This window comes from Paenibacillus sp. Y412MC10 (genome assembly GCF_000024685.1).
GTDB lineage: Bacteria > Bacillota > Bacilli > Paenibacillales > Paenibacillaceae > Paenibacillus_AQ > Paenibacillus_AQ lautus_A.
The window spans coordinates 3,926,416-3,946,903 of the sequence record NC_013406.1 but is presented as its reverse complement, the minus strand read 5'-3'; the positions used below and the strand labels follow the sequence as shown (position 1 = coordinate 3,946,903).

Below are 20,488 nucleotides of genomic sequence, written 5' to 3'. Positions count from 1 at the left end.
GTATGTTCCTGTTTATTATACCGCTACATTGGAAGAAAAGAAAGAACATCTTGTAGGCCCGGACAAGAAGTCGCCGATTCACCTCTCCACTTGCAGAAGTGGGAGTACTCTCGGCATGGGTAGATAGAATTTAACGGAAGGCGTGAAAAGCTTGAAGTATCTCCGCAGGCAATCGTTCCGCAACAAACTCAAGGTCGCTTTTCTGGCTGTCATCGTGCTTTCTGTCCTGATGACCGGAGGATTGTCTTATTATATCTCGGCTGCCACGCTGGAAAAGAATGCGCTGAAGCTCACGCAGGACACGGTGGTGAGGTCAGCACAGATCGTGGATGAGAAGCTGAATAAACTGATGCTGATTATGATGACGTTTATGATCAGCCAGCCTTTCTACGACATGCTGAAGGATGCCGCCTCCGGGGATGCCAGCAGATATTACACGCATCTGAACGATCTTGATAACGTTTTCTCGCAGGCGCGGATTGCCGAGCCGCTTATCCAATCGATCTACGTATTTACGCCGATCGGCGAATTTTATCCTTCGTCCATGAACCGCAATCGGCTCACCGCATTCGAGGACACCGTACTGTATTCGCGCATCGAACAGGAGAAAAAGAATCTGTGGGTGGAGGGTCATGAGGACATGCTATTCTCCGGCAAGGAACGCGTCATTTCGCTTATTCTGGAGCCGATCTTTGACACTCCGGTCAGCGGTGTTTATATTGTCGTGAATATCCGTGAGGACGGCTTCCGCAAGCTGGTGCAGGGAAACACCGCGGAAGGAGCGTCCAGCTTCTTGCTGAACGCTGATGGAGATACGGTTTACCCCGTGAAGGAAACGCTGGTCAGGCAAGCGGTGGAGACGGGAGATTTGAGCGGCTTGATGAACCGCTCGGAGGGAAGTCAGCCTTTTGATCTGGACGGCCAAACCTATCTGCTTAATTATGCCCGTCTCGGCATAGCGGATTGGACGATGACCACCATCCGTTCCCGGGCCGACGTGCTCCATGACATGGTATACGTCAAATGGCTGATCGCCGGGGTTACGCTGGCAGCTTTTACCGTCACCACGTTGATTTCGGGCGCATTTTCACGCTATTTGCTAAAGCCGCTGCAAGGGCTGCTGAAGGTGATGAAGCGGGTCGAGAACAACGATCTGACCGCCCGTTTTGAGAGCGGCAGCGGAGATGAACTGGCTCAAGTGGGATTTCGGTTTAACCGGATGCTGGAACAGATTGTGGTGTTGATTGATGAGGTTACGGAAGCGCAGACGCATAAGCGAACTGCAGAGATCAAGGCGCTGTCGGCGCAAATGGACCCGCATTTTCTGTACAACACGCTCAATACCATCTACTGGAAATTGAAATTGAAGCAGATCGAACCGTCGCAGCAAATGGTCATGTCGCTCTCCCGCCTGTTCCAACTCGGGCTGAACAATGGTCAGGAAATTACGACAATGTCGAAAGAGCTGGAGCATGTGCGCCAGTATTTGGAACTGCAGTTAAGCTGCTATGAAGACTTATTCTCTTATGAGATCCATGTACGCGAACCGGAGGTGTCATCGATTTCGATTCCACGCATCATTTTGCAGCCGCTGGTCGAGAACAGCATTTTGCACGGTTTTCGCGACCTGAAGAACGGCGGCCTAATCGAAATCGAAATTAGCGGGGATGAGAAACGCTGGACGATTGCCGTACGCGATAACGGCAGGGGCATGGATGAGGCCCAAGTGCGCGCACTCTTTTGGCTGGAATCGAAGAAGGGATATGCGGTGTCCAACTTGATCCGGCGGCTCCGGCTCTATTATGGGGACGGTGCGGAATTTCGCGTAGACAGTGCGCCGGAACGCGGAACCGAAATACGGATTTCTTTACCCAAGAAAGGGGAGCATTTGGATGAGCAATCCTGAAGCGATCAGTCTTTGCATTATCGACGATATTAAGAGCGTGGTGGACGGGTTGACCGCCATGAACTGGGAAGAGCAAGGGATTCGGGTCGCAGGTGTATCGAGCAATGGAGAAGAGGGGCTGAAGCTGATCAGCGGGTTGTGTCCGGATCTGGTTATTACCGATATCCGGATGCCGATCATGGACGGGTTGAGCATGCTGCGTTTGGTTCTGGAAGAGAATCCCAGCTGCAAGGTCATTCTGATCAGCGGCTATGCCGACTTTGAATATGCGCAGCAGGCGGTGCAGCTGGGGGCGTTTGATTTTGTGGTGAAGCCCTTCACAGAAGAAGATATGATGTCGGCTGTGCTGCGAGCCAAAGCAGAGGTTATGGAAGAGAGGTCCAAACGGATAAGTTTGAGGGAAATGGAGAACAAGCTTCGCGAGAGCATGCCGGCGCTGCGGCAGGAATACTTTGGGCTGCTCGTAAGTCACCGCACATCATGGGAAGAGGCCTCGGAACGGTGGGATTTTCTGAATATTGAATTGGAGCCGCGCGGCTTCGTCGTGATGCTGATTGAAATTGATCGTTTCCGGGAGCAAGTTGCCGAGCAGTCCGTGAAGGAGATGGAGCTGATCCGGTTCTCGCTGTTGAATATTATGCAGGAGACGCTTGCCCATTATGCGCACAGCGTTCTTTTCCGTGCCCGTCATGATCAGTACCTGGCCGTACTGAACGATTCAGGACCGTCCAGTCCGATCGAAATTGCCGAGCAGTGCTGCCGGAATATTGAACGATACACCAAGTTTACGATCTCGGTCGGGGTCGGCGGCAGAGTGGAGGAGATTAGCGGGCTCCCGGATTCTTATCGCCAGGCTCATCGGGCGCTCTCCCATCACTTATTCACTGAAGGCAATGCCGCCATTATGTATGACGATATCCATCAGAGCGGAAGCCAGGAGCCGTTGGCACTGGAGTACAAGGACGAGCTCCTGCTGGCCCTTCGTTCCGGGAATGCCGCCCGGACGGACGAGATTCTGTCCGCGATTTCGGAAGCGCTGCAGAAACGGATCTCGCGGCAAAGTCCGGATTATCTCCTCAGCCTGTACGATGAGCTGGCCGCTTCAGCGATCCGCACGCTTTACGAAATGGTTACCTATTCGGAGATACAGCCGATGATTCAGAAATTCAGAACGGTACAAGGGACGGCGGGGCTGCCGCTGGCCTCTTTGCAGCGTCAACTGCATGCCTTGTGCACGGAGGGAGCTGAGCTGGTTCGCCGAAACAGCTTATCCGAAGGGCAGAAGGTTATTTATAATGCCATAGGCTACATCAAGGGCCGCTTGTCCGAGGATATTACCGTTGGCGAATGCGCCGCGCATGTGCATCTAAGCGCCAGCTACTTTTCCAGCTTATTTAAGCAAGTGACCGGGATGACGGTCACGCAGTTTATCACCTCGGAACGCATTCACAAAGCGAGACTGCTGCTGGTGGAGGGAGCGCAGGTGCAGGAGGTGGCTGCGGCGGTAGGGTATGAAGAGCGCAGATATTTCAGCGAGATGTTCAAGAAGATCACCGGCCAGACACCGTCGGAATTCAGGGCGGGCTATCACATGGACCGGCCGGAGGCTTGAGGTGCCTGCTGCAGGAGACCATAGAATTCTATCCCTTGAGAGTGAATTTGCCTCACTCCTTTTCCGAGAACGGGATTCTATAATAAAAAACGAGCTCACAATACAAACGTTAATCAAAGGGGTAGAATGTATGCGAAAAAAATGGTTAAGCCTCGGCTTGAGCCTCATTCTGGCAGCCGGAATCGCAGGCTGCGGCGGGAACGACAACAGCAGCAATGGCGGTACGACGAATGGCAAGTCTGACGGCGGAACGACAGCACCATCAACCGAGACGGGCCAACCCGTACAGCTTAAATACTGGACTGACGACCGTCATGACCAGGAGTATATCAAGGAATTGATCAACAAGTTCAATGAAACTAACGGCGATAACATCCAGGTGGAACTGACGGTCATGTCCGAGAATTACGCGCAAAGCGTCGACATTGCCTTTTCCAGCAACCAGGCGCCGGATGTGCTGCGTCTAAAGAGCGCCAATACGTCCGGATTCGTCAAAAAAGGGTATCTCGCCCCAATTGACGAGTATCTGACCGATGACTTGAAAGCGAAGTTCGGCAGCTTGCTGATCGACGATGTCAACCGTTTTGACGGCAAGGTGTACTCGCTCGCCAATACCGGCCTCACCATGCGCCTGGTCTACAACAAGGATCTCTTTGCCAAAGCGGGCATCGAGAATCCTCCGAAGTCGCTGCAGGAAATGGTGGAGGATGCCAAGAAAATTACCGAAGTCGGCAAAGCCGAGGGCATCTATGGTTTTGCGCTGAACTTCAAAAATCCGAAGCAAGCATTTGACCGTTCCGTCCGGGAGATTCTTTCCTTGAGCGGTTATCAGGGACTTGGCTTTGATCTGAAAACAGGCCAATTCGATTTCGAGCCTTACTCGCAGGTCATTGAATATTTCAAGCAAATGCATAAAGACGGAAGCATTCTGCCTGGCGCGGAAGCGCTGGACATCGACCCGCTGCGCGCCCAATTCGCCGCAGGCAAAATCGGGATGTATCTTTCCTTCTCGACGGAGCCGGGCGTGTACATGGATCAATTCCCGACCGAAATCAACTGGGGGGGCGCGTTGGCTCCAACGCTGGACGGTGAGATCAAGGGAACTTCCGAAATCGTGTCCGCCGGAACGTGGCTCGGCATCAGCGCCCAATCGGCCAATAAGGAAGCGGCTTGGAAATTCATGCAGTATATGTACGGCGATGAGGTTCTGAAGACCTATCATGAAAAAGGCTTCGGTATTGCCATTGTGCCAAGCATTGTAGAACAGGCTAAAGATCCGGAGATCAATGGCATGGAAGGCTTCCTGGTCGGGGAACACGACTCGCTCTGGCCTGCTTCGCCAAACGTTACTCCGGAGGGTTCCACCTATGCGGACGCTTTCTTCAAATATATCCTTACCGATGAAGACCTGAAAGCGATTACGGAGGATTTAAACACAAGATACAACGCCGCATTGTCCAAGGCGGTGGAGAAAGGCGAGGTCACTGTAACGCCGAACCCTGCCTTTGATCCAACTAAACCGCAGGGAGAATAACAGGCAAGGATGGGGCTGCCGCACACTTTTTTGGCGGATGCCCCTTTTCTTTCCCCGAAGGAGGAACGAATCATGAGTATTAAATGGAAACGGCTGGGGGAGAATGCTCTGTTTCTGTCCCCCAGCATCATTTTGACGGTGGCTCTGGGCATCTATCCCTTGTTATGGATGCTGCGTTATATGTTTTATGACTATGCGGGATATGGCGATGCGCTGTTCGTTGGGCTGGACAATTTCCGTCGCCTGATGCGCGATGCGCTGTTCTGGGAATCGGTTGGCAATACCTTTATCTATGCCGGGGGCAAGCTGCTGCTGACGCTGCCGTTGTCCCTGCTGCTCGCGGTCATCCTGAACGGCAAGCTACGGGGCGGAAATCTGCTGCGCGGGATCTATTTTATGCCGACGATCATCAGCACCGCGGTTATCTCCGTGGTGTTCTATACGATCTTCAATTCCTATAACGGGATGGTAAACACCGTATTGATGAAGCTGCATCTTGTATCGCAGCCCATCGACTGGCTCGGCCCAAATCATGCGATGCTTACGGTCATTCTTGTGGCGGTATGGGGCGCGGTCGGTAACTATATGCTGCTGTTTCTGGCTGGCTTGCAGAGCATTCCGCAGGATTTGTACGAAAGTGCGGCCATGGACGGCGCGAATGCAGGAAGACGGTTCTGGAGCATTACGCTTCCGATGCTGGCTCCGGTTGCCCAGTTGGTCATTATGCTTGCGATTATCGCATCCCTGAAAGGCTATGAGAGCATTATGCTCATCACGGAAGGCGGACCTATCGGCAAAACCGAGGTCATGTATCTCTATCTGTATAAACTGTTGTTTCCGGTTTCCACGGGATCGCCTGTGGAGCAGCAGCTTGGATACGGCAGCGCCGTTGGCTTCGCAACCGCTGTTATTGTGGGAGCCATCACGGGTTTGTATTTCTTATTAAGCCGTAAAATGAACAAGCTTTATTAGAGTTTCTTTTAAAAAGCCCACTTAACATGATTTTTGAACATGCACTATATGCAACAATAGACGCCAACTTAGCAAAGGCCCTTACGATTTGACAACAACGCCGCAGACCGATTGATCATGAACGGCTGCAGGCGTGCAGGAGGATCAGCAGATGAACGAACAGGTATTACCCCAACAACCGGATGCGCGCGGCAAAATCGCCGCCCGCCCGCCTTCCGGTCACACAGGCAGAATTGTGGGCCGTACGGTGATGTGGCTGTTCTTATTGATAACGGCGATACTGACATTATTTCCCTTGTTGATGACATTGTCCGGTTCGCTCAAGACCGGCGCCGAAATGATGACCGGCGGGAGCCTGCTGCCGGCCAAGCTGCAGTTCGTCAACTATGCCGAAGCCTGGAAGCAGGCTAATTTTGCCCGCTATACCTGGAACAGCGCTTTTGTCAGCATTATGGTTACCGCAGGCACCCTGCTGGTAGCTGCCATGGCGGCTTATGTGGTGGACCGTCGCCATTTTCCCGGCAAATCCCTGTATGTGACGACGCAGGCGTCGATGATGTTTATATCCGTCGGTGCGATCGTGCTGCGCCCGCAATTCGATTTGATGGTCGCGCTGAACCTGAATACCACGCTGTGGGGCGTGATCCTGATTCTGATCAGCGCGCATTCCAGCACATTTTTTATGCTGCTGGGTTTCTTCAAAGCGATTCCCCGCGAGCTTGACGAAGCGGCCATGGTGGACGGCTCCGGGTTCGTCCGAACCTTCTTCCGGATTATTCTCCCGCTCCTGACGCCGGGGCTTGGCGTGGCCGGGCTGTTTGCTTTCCGCCATGCCTGGAACGAATACATTCTGCCGCTGGTATTCACGATGACGAATCCGCAGCTGCAGACGCTCACCGTCGGGCTGGCGAATCTTCGTTACGGTTCTTCCGCGGCCATGCAGATCCATTTGATGATGGCGGGAGCATGCCTGTCGATCCTGCCGATGCTTCTCGCTTATATTGTGGCGAACAAATCCTTTATTCAAGTGACGGCGGGTTCAGTCAAAGGTTAATTTCATAATTCCATATACAAGGAGTTTGATGCATATGAGAGATTCAATCGTGGGACCTTTGTTTTCCAGCCCGATCATGACCCGGCATTCCGCGAATCCGATTCTGACTCCGGGTGATGTGCCCTACGGTCCGGCGATGGTCTTTAATGCCGGAGTTGCCAAATTTAAAGGCAAATATGTTATGGTTTTTCGCAATGACTACGGTGATGAACTTAAAGGGATTGTTGCTCCTCATCATACAACGAATCTTGGTCTGGCCTTCAGCGATGACGGCATAAAGTGGGATGTGCAGCCTAAGCCGTGCTGGTCTTGGCATGATGAAGAGGTCATCCGCGTGTATGATCCGCGTCTAACGGTAATCGGCGAACAATGTTATATGTGCTTTGCGGTCGATACCAAGCACGGGCTGCGCGGCGGCATCGCCGTCACCGAAGATTTCAGATCCTTTGAAGTGCTGAGCCTGTCGCTGCCGGATAACCGCAACATGGTATTGTTCCCGGAGCGGATCGGGGGCAAGTACGTCCGGCTGGAGCGTCCGATGCCTGTATACAGCCGGGGCGGGATAGACCGCTTCGACATGTGGATGAGCGACTCGCCTGACCTGAAATACTGGGGAAACTCCAAGCTGCTGCTGGCGGTTGAAGATGTAGCTTATGCCAATGACAAGGTTGGCCCCGGCGCTCCGCCCGTCAAAACGGACAAAGGCTGGCTGACCCTGTTCCATGCCGTGGACATCGATCCCAGCAGGGGCAAGAACGGCTGGGAGGACAGCTGGAAGAAGCGCTATACGACCGGTATTTTACTGCTGGATCTTGCCGATCCCAGCCGGATCATCGGCAGGGCGGAGACGCCGCTGCTTGCCCCGGAAGCCGATTACGAGACCGATGGGGGCTTCCGCAATCATGTTATTTTTCCGGGAGGCATGATTCTGGAAGATACCGGGGAAGTCAAAATCTACTACGGCGCCGCCGATACCGTAGAATGCCTGGCAACTGCGCATGTAGATGATTTGCTGCATCTTTGTCTGAAAGGCACAGTCCATAAGTAATGATGACATGTTAAAGCTATACAGAATGGGGAGGGTTCTATGAAAGGACATATTACGTTGCCATCCGCCAGCATTCCGGTCAGCCGCGAGGTGGATGTGCTTGTCATCGGCGGAGGCGCCTCAGGCATCGCCGCGGCCATTGCCGCTGCGAAAGGGGGGGCGAAAACAATGCTGGTGGAGCAGCGAGGGTTCCTTGGCGGCATGGGCACGGTTGCGCTCGTTCCGGCTTTCTGTCCCTTTACGGATAAGCGGAAGCCGATTATCCGCGGTCTCGGCCTTCAATTGATGGAACGGATGAAGCAGGCATGCGATCCTCAGTACCTTGAGGAATATCAAGAGATGCTGGATTGGGTGCCGATCGATCCCGAAGTGCTGAAGCGGGTTTATGATGATGCCATTCTGGAAAGCGGCGTGACGCCGCTGTATCACACCTTTGTTTACGATGTTGTCCGGTCTGAGGACCGCCGGAAGGTTGAGGGTGTCGTTGTCGTAAACAAGACAGGACGATCTTTCATTCCCTGCCGGTATATTATCGATTGTTCGGGAGATGGGGATATTGCCGCACTGGCGGGAGCTCCTTTTCAGAAGGGCGGGGAAGCGGGCGAACTTCAGCCTGGCAGCATGTGCTATTTGCTTGCGAATGTAGACCGTCCAAGGTTCACACGGTACCTGGAGGAGAGCGGGGATACGGGCCAACTGCACAAGACGGTGGAGCTGGCGATCGAGGACGGTGCGCTGCCGGAGGGCCGCAAGTCGATCTCCGGCCTTGCTTGGGTCAGCGACTATTTGGTAGGCGTCAACTTCGGCCATGTATTCGGCGTGGACGGGACCCTTGCCGAGGACTTGACGCGGGGGGCGATTGAAGGGCGCCGCACGGCGGAACGCCAGCTGCAGTTCTTCCGCCGCTACGTCCCGGGCTTTGAGCGCGCCCATATGGTAGCGAGCGGGGAGCAGCTCGGCATCCGGGAGACGCGGCGGATCGAAGGGGACTATATCCTGACGGTCGATGACTTCCTTGCTGCGCGTTCCTTCCCGGACGACATTGCCCGCAACGCATACTACATCGATATTCATCTCGCCAACAGCAAAAGCGAAATGACCTTTAACCACCTGCCGCCCGGGGTTTCACACGGCGTACCGTACCGGATCATGCTGCCGGTTGGCTTCGACAACCTTTGGGTTGCCGGACGCTGCGTATCCTCGGACCGAGCAGTGCAAGGCTCCCTTCGGGTGATGCCGAACTGCTTCTCCATGGGTCAGGCCTCGGGAACGGCGGCTGCATTGGCGCTGCGGGACGGCACCGGCTCGCGCGGCATTTCCGTAGCCGAGCTTCAGCAGCGGCTGTTGGAGCAGGATGTATGGCTGGGAGAAGATTTCATTCCGGCTGATAAGCAGAAGGGCGGGAATGCGCCGTGAAGCGGCTTCCATTAACGGATGAGTGGTTTCACGGTGCCGTGTCGCTCGAACACGGGGAGGATGGTATCAAGCCGTGGCGTATTCCTTACATGGATTACGAGCTGTATCCGCCTGGGGGAATCGATGGCAAAGCCGAGATATGTGCCGGTGTTCGCCTGCGGCTGCGGACGGACTCCACCGAGGTGACAGTATCTTTTGCACCGCTTGCGGACGCCGCCGCCATGGATTGCGTTGTAGAAGGTAGACTATGCCAGACGCTCAGCCTGCCCGGCGGAGCAACAGAAGCCTTGTTCAGCGGACTTAAGGACGGAATCAAGGATGTGGAGATTTGGCTCCCTCAAAATATAGGAATAACCGTCACCGGCCTACGGATTGATGCCCATGCCGTCGGAGTCCCGCTGCCGGACACCCGGCCCCGCTGGGTTACGTACGGGAGCTCCATTACCCAGTGCGTCGGGGCTTCCAGCCCCTCCCGCGCTTGGCCAGCCATTGCCGCCGAAGCCTGCGGCTTCAGCTTGACCAATCTCGGCTTCTCAGGCAACTGCCACATGGAACCGATGATCGGGCGTCTGATTCGCGACTTGCCGGCCGATTTCATCTCGATATGTGCAGGCGTGAACATCTATGGCGGGGGCACCTTAAGCCCTCGCATGTTCAAGCCGCTGCTGATTGGCCTGCTGGAGACGATACGCGACAAACACAGGGATACCCCGCTGCTTGTCATTTCTCCGATTTATGGCACAGTCCGCGAAACGCAGCTCAATTCACTGGGCTTCACCCTGCCCGTAATGCGGGAATTCATCCGCGAGACCGTGGAGCTGCTAAGGGCTCGGGGCGATCGCCAGTTATACTATCAGGACGGCTTGAAGTGGTTCGGTCCGGAGGATGAAGCCTTTCTGACGGATGGCCTACACCCTGGAGCCGAGGGATATGAGCTGCTGGGCCGGCGTTTCCGCAATCTTCATGACTTTGCGTTACGGACTGTACATCGAAACGCGGAGTGACGTGCTTCTATTAAATTCGGGATAACCAATGGGAATCATGGCGGATCATTTTTGGACTTTCTTTTGATTGGACGAAAAGAACTTGAAGAACTTAAAGCCGCATCCTATGCGGCTTTTTTGGTTTGAAATATATAAATTCTTGTTGTTACTTAAGTCAGGTGCATTTACTGCTTATTAAGTTAATGGGCACTTTTATGGAATATATTATCCATTTAGGGTTGATGAATTGGTATGTTAAACTATTTTTTCGACTGCAATATGAACTAACATTCGCGAAAATAAACTAGCAACTTCATATAGCAGCAATTAAATCATCCTACTTACAAGATGAATGTATCAGAAAGGAAGTACAGCTTTGCCTAAGCACATAAAGATCTACGCACCAATACTTATTATTATCATCATTATAAACGTTGCGGTGTACAGGCATTTGGAAAACCAGGCATCTGTTAGATACAACAGCCTCCATTCCCTGTATCAGCTGAAGAACGACTCGGCATTTGCCTATTTAGTGAAGCACGCTTCTGAAACGATTCCGCTTGCTGATACGCTGATGGCGATCAGCGAGTCGAAGGAAAATGAAGATCCTGCCAAGATACGGCAATGGATCGATAAGGCGAAGATCCAAGCGGAGGAAATCGATGAGCAGCTATTAACGATCATTGAATTTAGCGACACCTTCCCCAACAACGCGGTTCCCAAGCTTTCAGTTAATAATACGGCAATGACAACGGATAACCAGGAGGATATGTTTATTCTCGCTTTTCAGGCAAGGACATGGCGACCGTTATACCAAATAAGCTATTCATATTGGAAGTCTAACCCTAAAACAATTGACGCCATGACCAGAGAAACCTTGCGCTCGCTTGCGACTGAACTCCGTGCGTTAAACCAAACGATTATGTCGTTCAAGGATGCCGCACACCACATGTTTTTCGAGGATCAAATAGAGTCATATAAAGCGGAAATGCTGCGGCAGTTGAAACCACATCTTGAACGATTGAAAAAGATCCAAGAAGACTTTACAGGTCAAAAATAAGACGAATGAATGGAATGGGCAGCATGCTACACCTTAATCTAATGAAGATAATGGGTTTTATAGAAAAATAAACCTCGGCCTGGTAAACTACCAATATAAAGTTTGAGGAGGAACCAGGCTTGAAGAGTTTTGTGAAAAATTCTGGCCGCATCACTATGATGTTGTTCATTGCATTTAGTGTCGGTTGCAGCGCTAGTGAACAAAGCAATCCACGCATCCCAGAAGAGATAGCAACGAAAGAAGCTGTTGAGTCCATGAATATGAATCCCCATGCTGATTCAGGAACCGACGAATTAAGCCAAGCCGGAGAACGGTATGGGTCCAATATTATGTACTCCATTAAGATGTATCTCGAAAGACCGGAAGTTTCTCAAGCATTTTGCAATCAACTTGCCGAAACGATAGAGCTTGGATATGACTTGTATCGAAAGAAGGACATTCCGGAGTTCGAATCTTTGGTAGTCCATATAAAACAAGATAATCGATCAGAGGTAAAGGAGATATATGAGAAACTCATAACGATTTACCCTCTACCCACCAGAACAATCAGAGGTGCAGGCTTCAACAGCACTAAAGACGAAACAGTAAAGGCCGTTGAATCCTAATGAGCACTCATCTATAGCTTGCATGATGAAATAGTTTTGATTTAGATTAATTTCTATTTCCCAATCTGTATGGCTTGTAGAAAGCACGAATGTCACGAGCTAGAAGCTCAGGTTCTTCCATGGCGGTAAAATGTCCGCCGGATGGCATTGAAGTCCAGCGAGTAACGTTTAAGTTACGTGAGGCCCATTCCTTAGGCGGCAGCAAGATGTCTTCCGGAAACAATGCGATGCCTGTCGGTACCTCGATATAGCCCAATGGCGGTAATGAATGTGAATTCTCATAATACATGCGTGTTGACGATCCCATCGTATTCGTAACCCAATAAATCATAATGTGGGTGAGGAGCTCATCCTTGCTGAATCTTTGCTGGAGGTTACCCTTACAATCACTCCATGATCGGAATTTTTCGATCATCCAGCCTGCCAAACCTGCCGGCGAGTCGGAAAGTCCATATGCAAGGGTTTGGGGGCGTGTCGATTGAATCGACATATAGCCACCTTCAAGAGCAATCCATTCCGAAGCGCTTGTCTTGTATCGCAGTTCTTCTTGCGAGAGATTAGCCTGACCAGATGCATTCATGAGATTTCTGATAATGCCGATATCGGTCAGGTGAATTCCAAATAATAACTCGGGATGGTTTGCTGCCAGATATCTTGTAACACCGGAGCCAATATCTCCGCCTGCGGCAGCAAATTTCTTATAGCCTAATTCTTTTGTCATCAGTTTAGCCCACATTTCGGAGACGCGATTATTGTTGAATCCAGGTTGTTTGGGGCTGCTTGAGAACCCGAATCCAGGTAATGAAGGGACAACCACATCAAAAGAGTCCTCGGGATGACCACCATGGCTGGCCGGATCCGTAAGAAGGGGGATGATTTTTTGGTAACGAAGGTAGCTGTCGGGCCATCCGTGAGTAAGAATAATAGGCATGGGGTTAGGTCCTTTTCCACGCTCGTGCACGAAGTGCACATCAATGTCATCGATATTGCAGCTATACTGGGAATAACGGTTCAACTCAGCTTCTTGTGCCCGCCAATCGTAGTGGTCCCGCCAATACGAAACCAGCGACTTTAAATAGCTTAATTCCGTACCCCGTTCCCAACCCGAGTGTTCTAGCTGATCAGGCCAACGGATGTGATGAAGTCTGTATTTGAGATCGGCAAGGATCTCATCGGAGACGTGAATATGATAACGTTCCATCGACATATGGATCTCCTCCTTTAGTTGTTACATCGCTATTATATCCCGCACCTATGTGTGGTACACTGGCTTAAATGAAGCATCTGACTATACGATTTGATAGGTGATTGCTATGCCGCAAGTAGACCGTCACAAAAACCGTACCGTGTACATTGAATTTGCCGCAATGGAGGATTTTAGTGTGCTTCCTTATCCTGAACGTCTTACCCTGGTTCTCATTACGTCAGGAAGTTTTAGCGGGATATTAAACGAACGACCAATTAAAATTTCCGCACCGGGCGTCCTTTGTCTTGCTGAAGAAGATGAGATGAAAGTCGTTGAGAGACAGAACGTGGCTGCACAATCCTTTCGTTTTCACCCTGCATTCCTTAACACCGTAACACTTTCCGAAACGCAGAGTTACATTCCTACGGGTCCGAGTATACAAAGGGGTCTTTCACTTTTTCAAAGAAATGATCGAAACTCTGGTGTACCCCGTGTAACGGAAAAAGCATACCCGCTTATATTCGAGTGGTTCTTCATACTCGGTACGGAAGTGCAAGCGCAAAGTGATGAACGCTGGGTATGCAGAATAAAAAAATACCTCATTCAAATTTTAGGTTTACTTGAGGATCTAAATCATAATAGTGAACAATCCCCGGTTGATTTGGTATTGGAATATATACACACCAACTATCCCAAAAAGATTTCGTTGGAAGATTTGACGAATTGCGCTCATTTGAACCGTGTGACGCTAAATAAGCTGTTTCAAGAGAGATGCGGAAATACAGCTATCGGTTACTTGCTTTCCTATCGTTTAAACGTTGCGTGCGATCTTCTGACACATACAGGTATGAAGCTTGATGAAATTGCACGCGATACCGGATTCGAGTATGACACTTACTTTATTAAGCAATTTCAAGCTAAAAAAGGCATTTCACCTACAAAGTATAGGAACATGACTCGTAAGTTCGCGACTGAACAATAGAAGATGAGGAAGGATCAATAAAAAGTCCGAAGCGGGGAGGAAATGTGCCTGCTATCTAACTCGCCTTGACCGAAATATATATCTTGTGTTAAATTTTTTTCATGTATTAACGATGATGAACAATGGGAGGGATAAAGTGATGACTGCTTCTGAGATTGTAGATGTAAACGTGAACCTGTCATGTAAAGCGATGTTTGACAAGGTTCACATAATTACAAATCAGATACCGGAACTTTATCCTTCTATGCATATATACAGTTCGCGACTTATTTATAGTTAGTCTCTTATTTTTGTATAGGTATAGTTAGGTTAATGTACGCAAAAAGCACCGGTAAGCTGGTGCTTTTTTGCGTTTTCTCCGTTTAAAGGGAGATAGAAATGAAGTATTTATCTAAGTATGAAAAAATACGTAAGATCTTATCGGCTCTAAATCAACCGAATTATAGATATTCGCAAATAACAGAGGCAATCTTCAAGAACAAGATCGGAAATTTCGAAGCAATGAACAACTTGCCTAAGCCTGTAAGAAATGAATTAATCAAAGAGCTTGGAAACAATGTGTTAAGCATCACACCGAAAATGGAGCAGAAATCCAACCAAGTTAGCAAAATTCTGTTTGCTATCCCAGGCGATGAATACATTGAATCCGTAAGGTTAAGTTATCAAACGGGCTGGGAATCCTATTGTATCTCTTCGCAGTGCGGTTGCGGATTTGGTTGTACATTTTGCGCTACGGGAACACTCGGTTTGAAGAGGAATCTTACAACGGATGAAATAACGGATCAACTGCTTTATTTTACTTTGAATAACCATCCCTTGGACAGTGTGTCTTTTATGGGAATGGGAGAGGCACTTGCAAATCCATATGTATTTGATGCTTTGCATTTGCTGACGGATCCTAAACTTTTCGGTTTAGGACATCGAAGGATTACGGTTTCTACCATAGGTTTATTACCTGGAGTAAAAAAGTTGACGAAGGAATTTCCACAGATTAATTTAACGTTCTCGCTTCATTCACCATTTCATGATCAGAGAAGCGAGTTAATGCCCATTAACAATCATTTTCCATTAGAAGAAGTTATGACCGTGTTGGACGAGCATATTCAGCAAACAAAGCGAAAGGTTTACATTGCTTATATCCTGCTAAGGGGTATCAACGATTCAACTAAACATGCTAAAGCCGTTGCTGATTTGTTGCGTGAAAGAGGGTCGTGGGAACATTTATATCACGTCAATCTAATTCCATACAATTCCACTGATGCCACATCACAAAGTTTTGTAGAGTCGGATCAGAACAGCATCAATATGTTCCTTAGAATCTTGAAGTCAAAGGGAATCCATGTCACCGTGAGGACCCAATTCGGATCAGACATCAACGCAGCATGCGGTCAACTATATGGATCAAACGGTAACATTTAATAAGTCGATCAACTAACCAGGAGGAATACAATGTTCTTAAAAAATACATCTATAACACATGTGATTCTCCATGCAGAGCCGGTTTTGAGTATTTGCATGGAGCAGCCAACAAAATAGAAACTGGCTTTGCTGCTTGAACAATAATTTCAAGGAGTGAGTCGTTCGTGAGATATATTAATGCTTCTGTCGTCTTGCCGGAGGAACTAGTAGAACAATTACAGGAATATGTCCAAGGCGAATACCTCTATATACCAGCTAGAAAAGATGAGTTTAAAGTCTGGGGAGAGCTGTCTGGCGCACGAAAAGAAATTAACCAAAGAAATGATGCTATTGTGGATGCGTATTTATCTGGCGCTTCAGTCGAGGAACTCTCAGAATCGTTCTTTTTATCAACCTACGCTATCAGAAAAATAATTTATCAGAAATAATTACCTATGAATCCCTTCAAGCGTGCTAAAATCCAGCACTGTTACTTGAAGGGATTTTTTTAACTATAGGGATCATTCTTGCTGTAACGACCGTTGCGTTTGAAGGACTGGCACTTGTGACGATTGCACCGACCCTGGCTCAACAGTTGAATGGGCTGCATTTGTTCGGTTGGATATCTATTGGCCCAAATCCTCGGAACGATGATTATAGGTCAACGGATCAACCGAATCGGCGTTTTTGCATCGTTTGGCATATCGATTTTTATTTTTGTGACAGGCATCGTGATTGCTGCTGTTTCTGTGAACATGATGATGCTGCTCGCAGGGAGAGCGTTTCAGGGATTTGGTGCAGGGGCTATTGTTACATGCGTGTATTACAGCATTACTCTAGGTTATCCCGATAAACTGAGAACGAAAATACTTGCTTTGTTTTCCGGGGCATATATTTTGCCTGCATTAATCGGCCCTTATATTGCCGGACTCATTGCGGAGTATATGTCCTGGAGATTGGTTTTTTGGCTGGTGCTTCCTTTCATTGGTTTGGCTGTACTGCTGACGCTTCCCGCTTTTCTCAAATTTCCAGTGAGACGGGATTCTGTTCTTAAGAACAGCCGAAAAGAAGGATTTGCATTACTTCTAACAATAGGAACGGGCCTGCTGCTGGTTGGATTAAGCCTGATAACCAATTGGAATGGTATTTTGCTTTCACTGGCAGGATTTGCGATCTTGATTCAGCCTTTGCGAACATTGCTGCCTGCAGGTACCTTAAGCGCTAGAGCAGGTCTGCCAGCTACGATTGCTTCTAGAGCATTCTTCGTGGCTTGCTATAATGCGACTGAAAGCTATGTCGTACTGGCATTGACTGATGTAAAAAACCTCCCTGCAGATGTAGCGGGACTGATTGTAGCCGCGGGTGCGTTACGTTGGTCAACGGCCGCTTGGCTGCAGTCTAAGCTTGATGATAAAGACCACGGGAAGGGACGAAAGAAACGGGTAACAATCGGTATTGGATTTATGATGATTGGTGTTTTATCCGTATTGCTGGCTGTGGGCCTACCTGAAGGGGGAATTGGATTTGCAGCGATTTCGCAGCTTTTCACTGGGTTTGGCATCGGTCTGGCACATCCAACCACCGGAGCCATTGCGCTGCAGCACGCAAAAGCAGGGGAAGAGGGGGAAATATCCGCCAGTCTTCAGTTTACAGATGCCTTTAGTCCTGGATTGAGCATTGGAATCGGCGGCGCCCTCGTTGCGATTAGTCAGTCGCTGAATTTTGGTATATTAACGGGGATCTTATTGGCTTTGTCTCTCCAATTTATCTTCGTGCTCTTGAGTTTTACGATATCCTTCCGCATTAAAGATACTTAAGAGGATTTTAACCATTGGATAATTATAACATTGACAACTGCAGGCTTTTCCAAAATAATAGAATGTAATTGAATACTGGTACCTTTAATTCAGTCCAGAGAGGCTGGCAAGGGCAGCGGATTTTTATAATCACGCGTGATTCAGAGCGTATTCCGTCAGGGATGCTCTGCGTCTTCGCGCGGGTTATGATGTGATGAAAGAGGCTACTTGTCAGTGAAGACTTGACGAGTAGCCTCTTTTTTCTGCTTCTTTGGTATCAGAACACTTTAACCTGGAGGTATTCTGATGAGCAAACAAGATCAAGAGTTTTCGTGGCAAGCGGTACCGAAAACGCAGAGAAACCATTTTTGGAAGACGTTATCCGTCATGTTAGGGTTCACATTCTTTTCGGCAAGCATGCTTGCGGGAGGGACGCTCGGAGTCGGCTTGACGTTCATGGAGTTTATTGGAATCGTGCTTGCGGGTAATTTGGCACTCGGTATCTACACAGGAGCGCTGGCACATATCGCTGCAAAAACGGGCCTTTCCACGCATTTGCTGGCAAAATACGCGTTCGGTGAGAAAGGCTCGTACCTGCCATCATTCCTGCTTGGCTTCACGCAGGTCGGATGGTTCGGCGTCGGCGTGGCCATGTTCGCAATTCCGGTTGCCAAAGCGATGGATTGGAACGTGTACCTGTTGATCTTCCTGTTTGGTCTCGCCATGACGGCATCGGCCATCTTCGGCATGAAGTCGCTGGTCATTCTGGGATATATCGCGGTTCCGGCCATTACCATTCTCGGCAGTTACTCCATGTTCAAAGGCGCAGATATGCTGGGCGGTCTGCAAGGCTTGCTCGATTACACGCCTGAACAGACACTGACCGCGGCAGCGGCACTGACCATTTGTATCGGCTCATTCATTAGCGGTGGAACCTTGACGCCCGATTTTGCACGGTTCTCCCGGACATCGAGGCAGGCGGTTACCGCCACGGTCATAGCGTTCTTCCTGGGGAATTCGCTCATGTTCCTGTTCGGTGCGGTTGGCGCCATGGCTTATAACCTGGCAGATATCTCGGAGGTCATGTTCCTGCAAGGGCTGATCATTCCCGCGATCATCGTACTGGGGCTGAATATTTGGACGACCAATGATAACGCTCTTTACGCTTCCGGACTGGGATTTGCCAACATCACAAAAATATCGAAAAAATTCTTCGTCATCGTAAACGGCATCGTGGGTACCCTATTTGCCATGTGGATGTACAACAATTTCGTCGGTTTCCTCAATGTGCTGGGCGCGGCGGTACCGTCCATCGGGGCCATCATCATCGCGGACTACTTTTTTGTGAAGCGCAGAAACTATAAGCCATTTGCCGACATGACTTTCAAGAAGGTAAACTGGATAGCGATGCTGGCTTGGGCTATCGGCGTGGCGTTCGCTCAGCTTGCTCCAGGCATAACGCCATTGAACGCACTAATCGGTACGGCGGTGGCCTACATTGTGTTGATGCTGATCGCTCCTGTGAAAGAATCCAAAGAAAAGGGGAAAAACAATGATTATACAGAACGCAAAATTGCGGGGTAAAGAAGGTTTGTGGAATATCGTCGTGAAAGACGGAAGGTTTGAGCTAATCACGCAGTCGCTGGAAGCAACGGCGAATGAGGAAGTCATTGACGTGGGCGGCTCGCTTGTGCTGCCGCCGTTCATTGAGCCTCACATTCATCTGGATACAACGTTAACGGCAGGCGAGCCGGAATGGAATTTAAGCGGAACGCTGTTCGAAGGCATTCAGCGTTGGTCTGAACGCAAGGCATTCCTGACGCATGAAGACGTCAAGACGCGCTCCAAAACGGCACTGAAGTGGCAGATGGCACAGGGCATCCAGCATGTACGAACGCATGTGGACGTCACCGATCCAAGCTTGACCGCAGTAAAAGCGATGCTTGAAGTGAAAGAAGAAATGGCACCATACATTGACATTCAGCTTGTCGCTTTTCCGCAGGAAGGCATTCACTCCTACCCGAACGGCGCGGAATTGCTGGAAGAGTCGCTGAAAATGGGCGTTGACGTGGTTGGGGGCATTCCGCACTTCGAATTCACGAGGGAATATGGCGTTGAATCGATGAAGGTTGCGTTTGACCTAGCCGAAAAATACGACCGTCTCATCGACATCCATTGCGACGAGATTGATGACGAGCAATCCCGTTTCGTGGAAGTCGTCGCCAAAGAAGCCTACGAACGCGGGCTGGGCTCCCGCACCACGGCAAGCCACACGACGGCGATGGGGTCGTACAATGATGCATATACCTACAAATTGTTCAGATTGCTGAAGATGGCGGACCTCAATTTCGTCTCCAATCCTCTGGTCAACATCCACCTGCAGGGACGCTTTGACACATATCCGAAAAGAAGAGGGCTGACTCGCGTCAAAGAGCTTCAGGAAGCCGGTCTTAATGTATGCTTCGGTCACGATGATATCTTTGATCCATGGTATCCGCTAGGCACGGGCAACATGCTGCAGGTGCTGCACATGGGCATCCATGCTTCGCAGTTGCTCGGTTACGATCAAATCGTGAATTCGATCGATCTCATTACGAAAAACAGTGCAAGAACGCTGCATATCGAGGACGTGTACGGTATTGAAGAAGGCAAGCCTGCGAACTTCATCGTTCTTGAAGCCGAGAACGAATATGAGGCTATACGCAAACAGGCCGGGGTGCTCTACTCGTTCAGAGGCGGCCGCAAAATCGCCGAAACGAAGCCGCGGGACACGTCGATCATTCTTGAGGGCGGTTCGGAGAAGGTCACTTTCAATAAATAATGAAATGAAGTTTAAAGCTATCGCGTTCTTAGCGATGGCTTTTTTTTATTCAGAATTCGTTTACGAAACACGCAATTACATTTAATATTCGCTTGACCCTTATGCTTTAGGATTT

16 protein-coding genes and 1 pseudogene are annotated in these 20,488 nt (G+C 49.7%); 16 read left to right on the top strand and 1 reads right to left on the bottom strand.

The window, feature by feature from the left end; translation table 11 throughout:
• Positions 1-151: 151 nt before the first annotated feature.
• From GYMC10_RS16920 to GYMC10_RS16875, 10 genes are all read left to right on the top strand, one after another.
• Positions 152-1,906 carry a sensor histidine kinase gene (locus tag GYMC10_RS16920; protein ID WP_015735637.1) on the top strand — a complete coding sequence of 585 codons (1,755 nt, stop codon included), beginning with the start codon at positions 152-154 and terminating at the stop codon, positions 1,904-1,906.
• Entirely contained in the window at positions 1,893-3,518 is a 1,626-nt protein-coding gene (locus tag GYMC10_RS16915) for a helix-turn-helix domain-containing protein (protein ID WP_015735636.1), read from the top strand. The genes GYMC10_RS16920 and GYMC10_RS16915 overlap by 14 nt, the downstream gene beginning before the upstream one ends.
• Before the next feature lie 130 nt (positions 3,519-3,648).
• Positions 3,649-5,052: an ABC transporter substrate-binding protein gene (locus GYMC10_RS16910; protein WP_015735635.1), complete on the top strand. Its 1,404-nt coding sequence runs from the start codon at positions 3,649-3,651 to the stop codon at positions 5,050-5,052.
• A 72-nt stretch (positions 5,053-5,124) separates the two neighbouring features.
• Positions 5,125-6,024, top strand: coding sequence for a carbohydrate ABC transporter permease (locus GYMC10_RS16905; protein WP_015735634.1), 900 nt, complete (start codon positions 5,125-5,127; stop codon positions 6,022-6,024).
• A 151-nt stretch (positions 6,025-6,175) separates the two neighbouring features.
• A complete protein-coding gene (locus GYMC10_RS16900) occupies positions 6,176-7,078 on the top strand; it encodes a carbohydrate ABC transporter permease (protein WP_015735633.1) in 903 nt (300 codons plus the stop codon).
• Between the two features lie 34 nt (positions 7,079-7,112).
• Positions 7,113-8,126 carry a glycoside hydrolase family 130 protein gene (locus GYMC10_RS16895; protein WP_015735632.1) on the top strand — a complete coding sequence of 338 codons (1,014 nt, stop codon included), beginning with the start codon at positions 7,113-7,115 and terminating at the stop codon, positions 8,124-8,126.
• 39 nt (positions 8,127-8,165) lie between these two features.
• Complete coding sequence (locus tag GYMC10_RS16890) at positions 8,166-9,542, top strand: FAD-dependent oxidoreductase (RefSeq protein ID WP_015735631.1); 1,377 nt, start codon at positions 8,166-8,168, stop codon at positions 9,540-9,542.
• Positions 9,539-10,546 carry an SGNH/GDSL hydrolase family protein gene (locus tag GYMC10_RS16885; RefSeq protein ID WP_015735630.1) on the top strand — a complete coding sequence of 336 codons (1,008 nt, stop codon included), beginning with the start codon at positions 9,539-9,541 and terminating at the stop codon, positions 10,544-10,546. The genes GYMC10_RS16890 and GYMC10_RS16885 overlap by 4 nt, the downstream gene beginning before the upstream one ends.
• Before the next feature lie 355 nt (positions 10,547-10,901).
• Positions 10,902-11,585 carry a hypothetical protein gene (locus GYMC10_RS16880; protein WP_015735629.1) on the top strand — a complete coding sequence of 228 codons (684 nt, stop codon included), beginning with the start codon at positions 10,902-10,904 and terminating at the stop codon, positions 11,583-11,585.
• Between the two features lie 119 nt (positions 11,586-11,704).
• Positions 11,705-12,190, top strand: coding sequence for a hypothetical protein (locus GYMC10_RS16875; protein WP_015735628.1), 486 nt, complete (start codon positions 11,705-11,707; stop codon positions 12,188-12,190).
• A gap of 46 nt (positions 12,191-12,236) precedes the next feature.
• On the opposite strand, the gene GYMC10_RS16870 is transcribed toward GYMC10_RS16875, so the two are convergent.
• Entirely contained in the window at positions 12,237-13,397 is a 1,161-nt protein-coding gene (locus tag GYMC10_RS16870) for an epoxide hydrolase family protein (RefSeq protein ID WP_015735627.1), read from the bottom strand.
• A gap of 106 nt (positions 13,398-13,503) precedes the next feature.
• Here GYMC10_RS16870 and GYMC10_RS16865 point away from each other — a divergent pair, with 106 nt between their 5' ends.
• The 6 genes and pseudogenes from GYMC10_RS16865 to GYMC10_RS16840 all read left to right on the top strand — a co-directional run bounded on the left by GYMC10_RS16865 (position 13,504) and on the right by GYMC10_RS16840 (position 20,373).
• Positions 13,504-14,358, top strand: coding sequence for a helix-turn-helix domain-containing protein (locus GYMC10_RS16865; protein ID WP_015735626.1), 855 nt, complete (start codon positions 13,504-13,506; stop codon positions 14,356-14,358).
• A gap of 378 nt (positions 14,359-14,736) precedes the next feature.
• Positions 14,737-15,777: a 23S rRNA (adenine(2503)-C(8))-methyltransferase CipA gene (locus tag GYMC10_RS16860; protein WP_015735625.1), complete on the top strand. Its 1,041-nt coding sequence runs from the start codon at positions 14,737-14,739 to the stop codon at positions 15,775-15,777.
• 164 nt (positions 15,778-15,941) lie between these two features.
• Positions 15,942-16,205, top strand: a complete 264-nt coding sequence (locus GYMC10_RS16855; RefSeq protein ID WP_015735624.1) for a CD3324 family protein — start codon at positions 15,942-15,944, stop codon at positions 16,203-16,205.
• 38 nt (positions 16,206-16,243) lie between these two features.
• Positions 16,244-17,573: pseudogene (locus GYMC10_RS16850) on the top strand (MFS transporter).
• A gap of 285 nt (positions 17,574-17,858) precedes the next feature.
• Positions 17,859-19,136, top strand: coding sequence for a cytosine permease (gene codB / locus GYMC10_RS16845; RefSeq protein WP_015735623.1), 1,278 nt, complete (start codon positions 17,859-17,861; stop codon positions 19,134-19,136).
• On the top strand, positions 19,105-20,373 hold the full coding sequence (locus tag GYMC10_RS16840) for a cytosine deaminase (protein WP_015735622.1): 1,269 nt from the start codon (positions 19,105-19,107) through the stop codon (positions 20,371-20,373). The genes codB and GYMC10_RS16840 overlap by 32 nt, the downstream gene beginning before the upstream one ends.
• Positions 20,374-20,488: the final 115 nt, after the last annotated feature.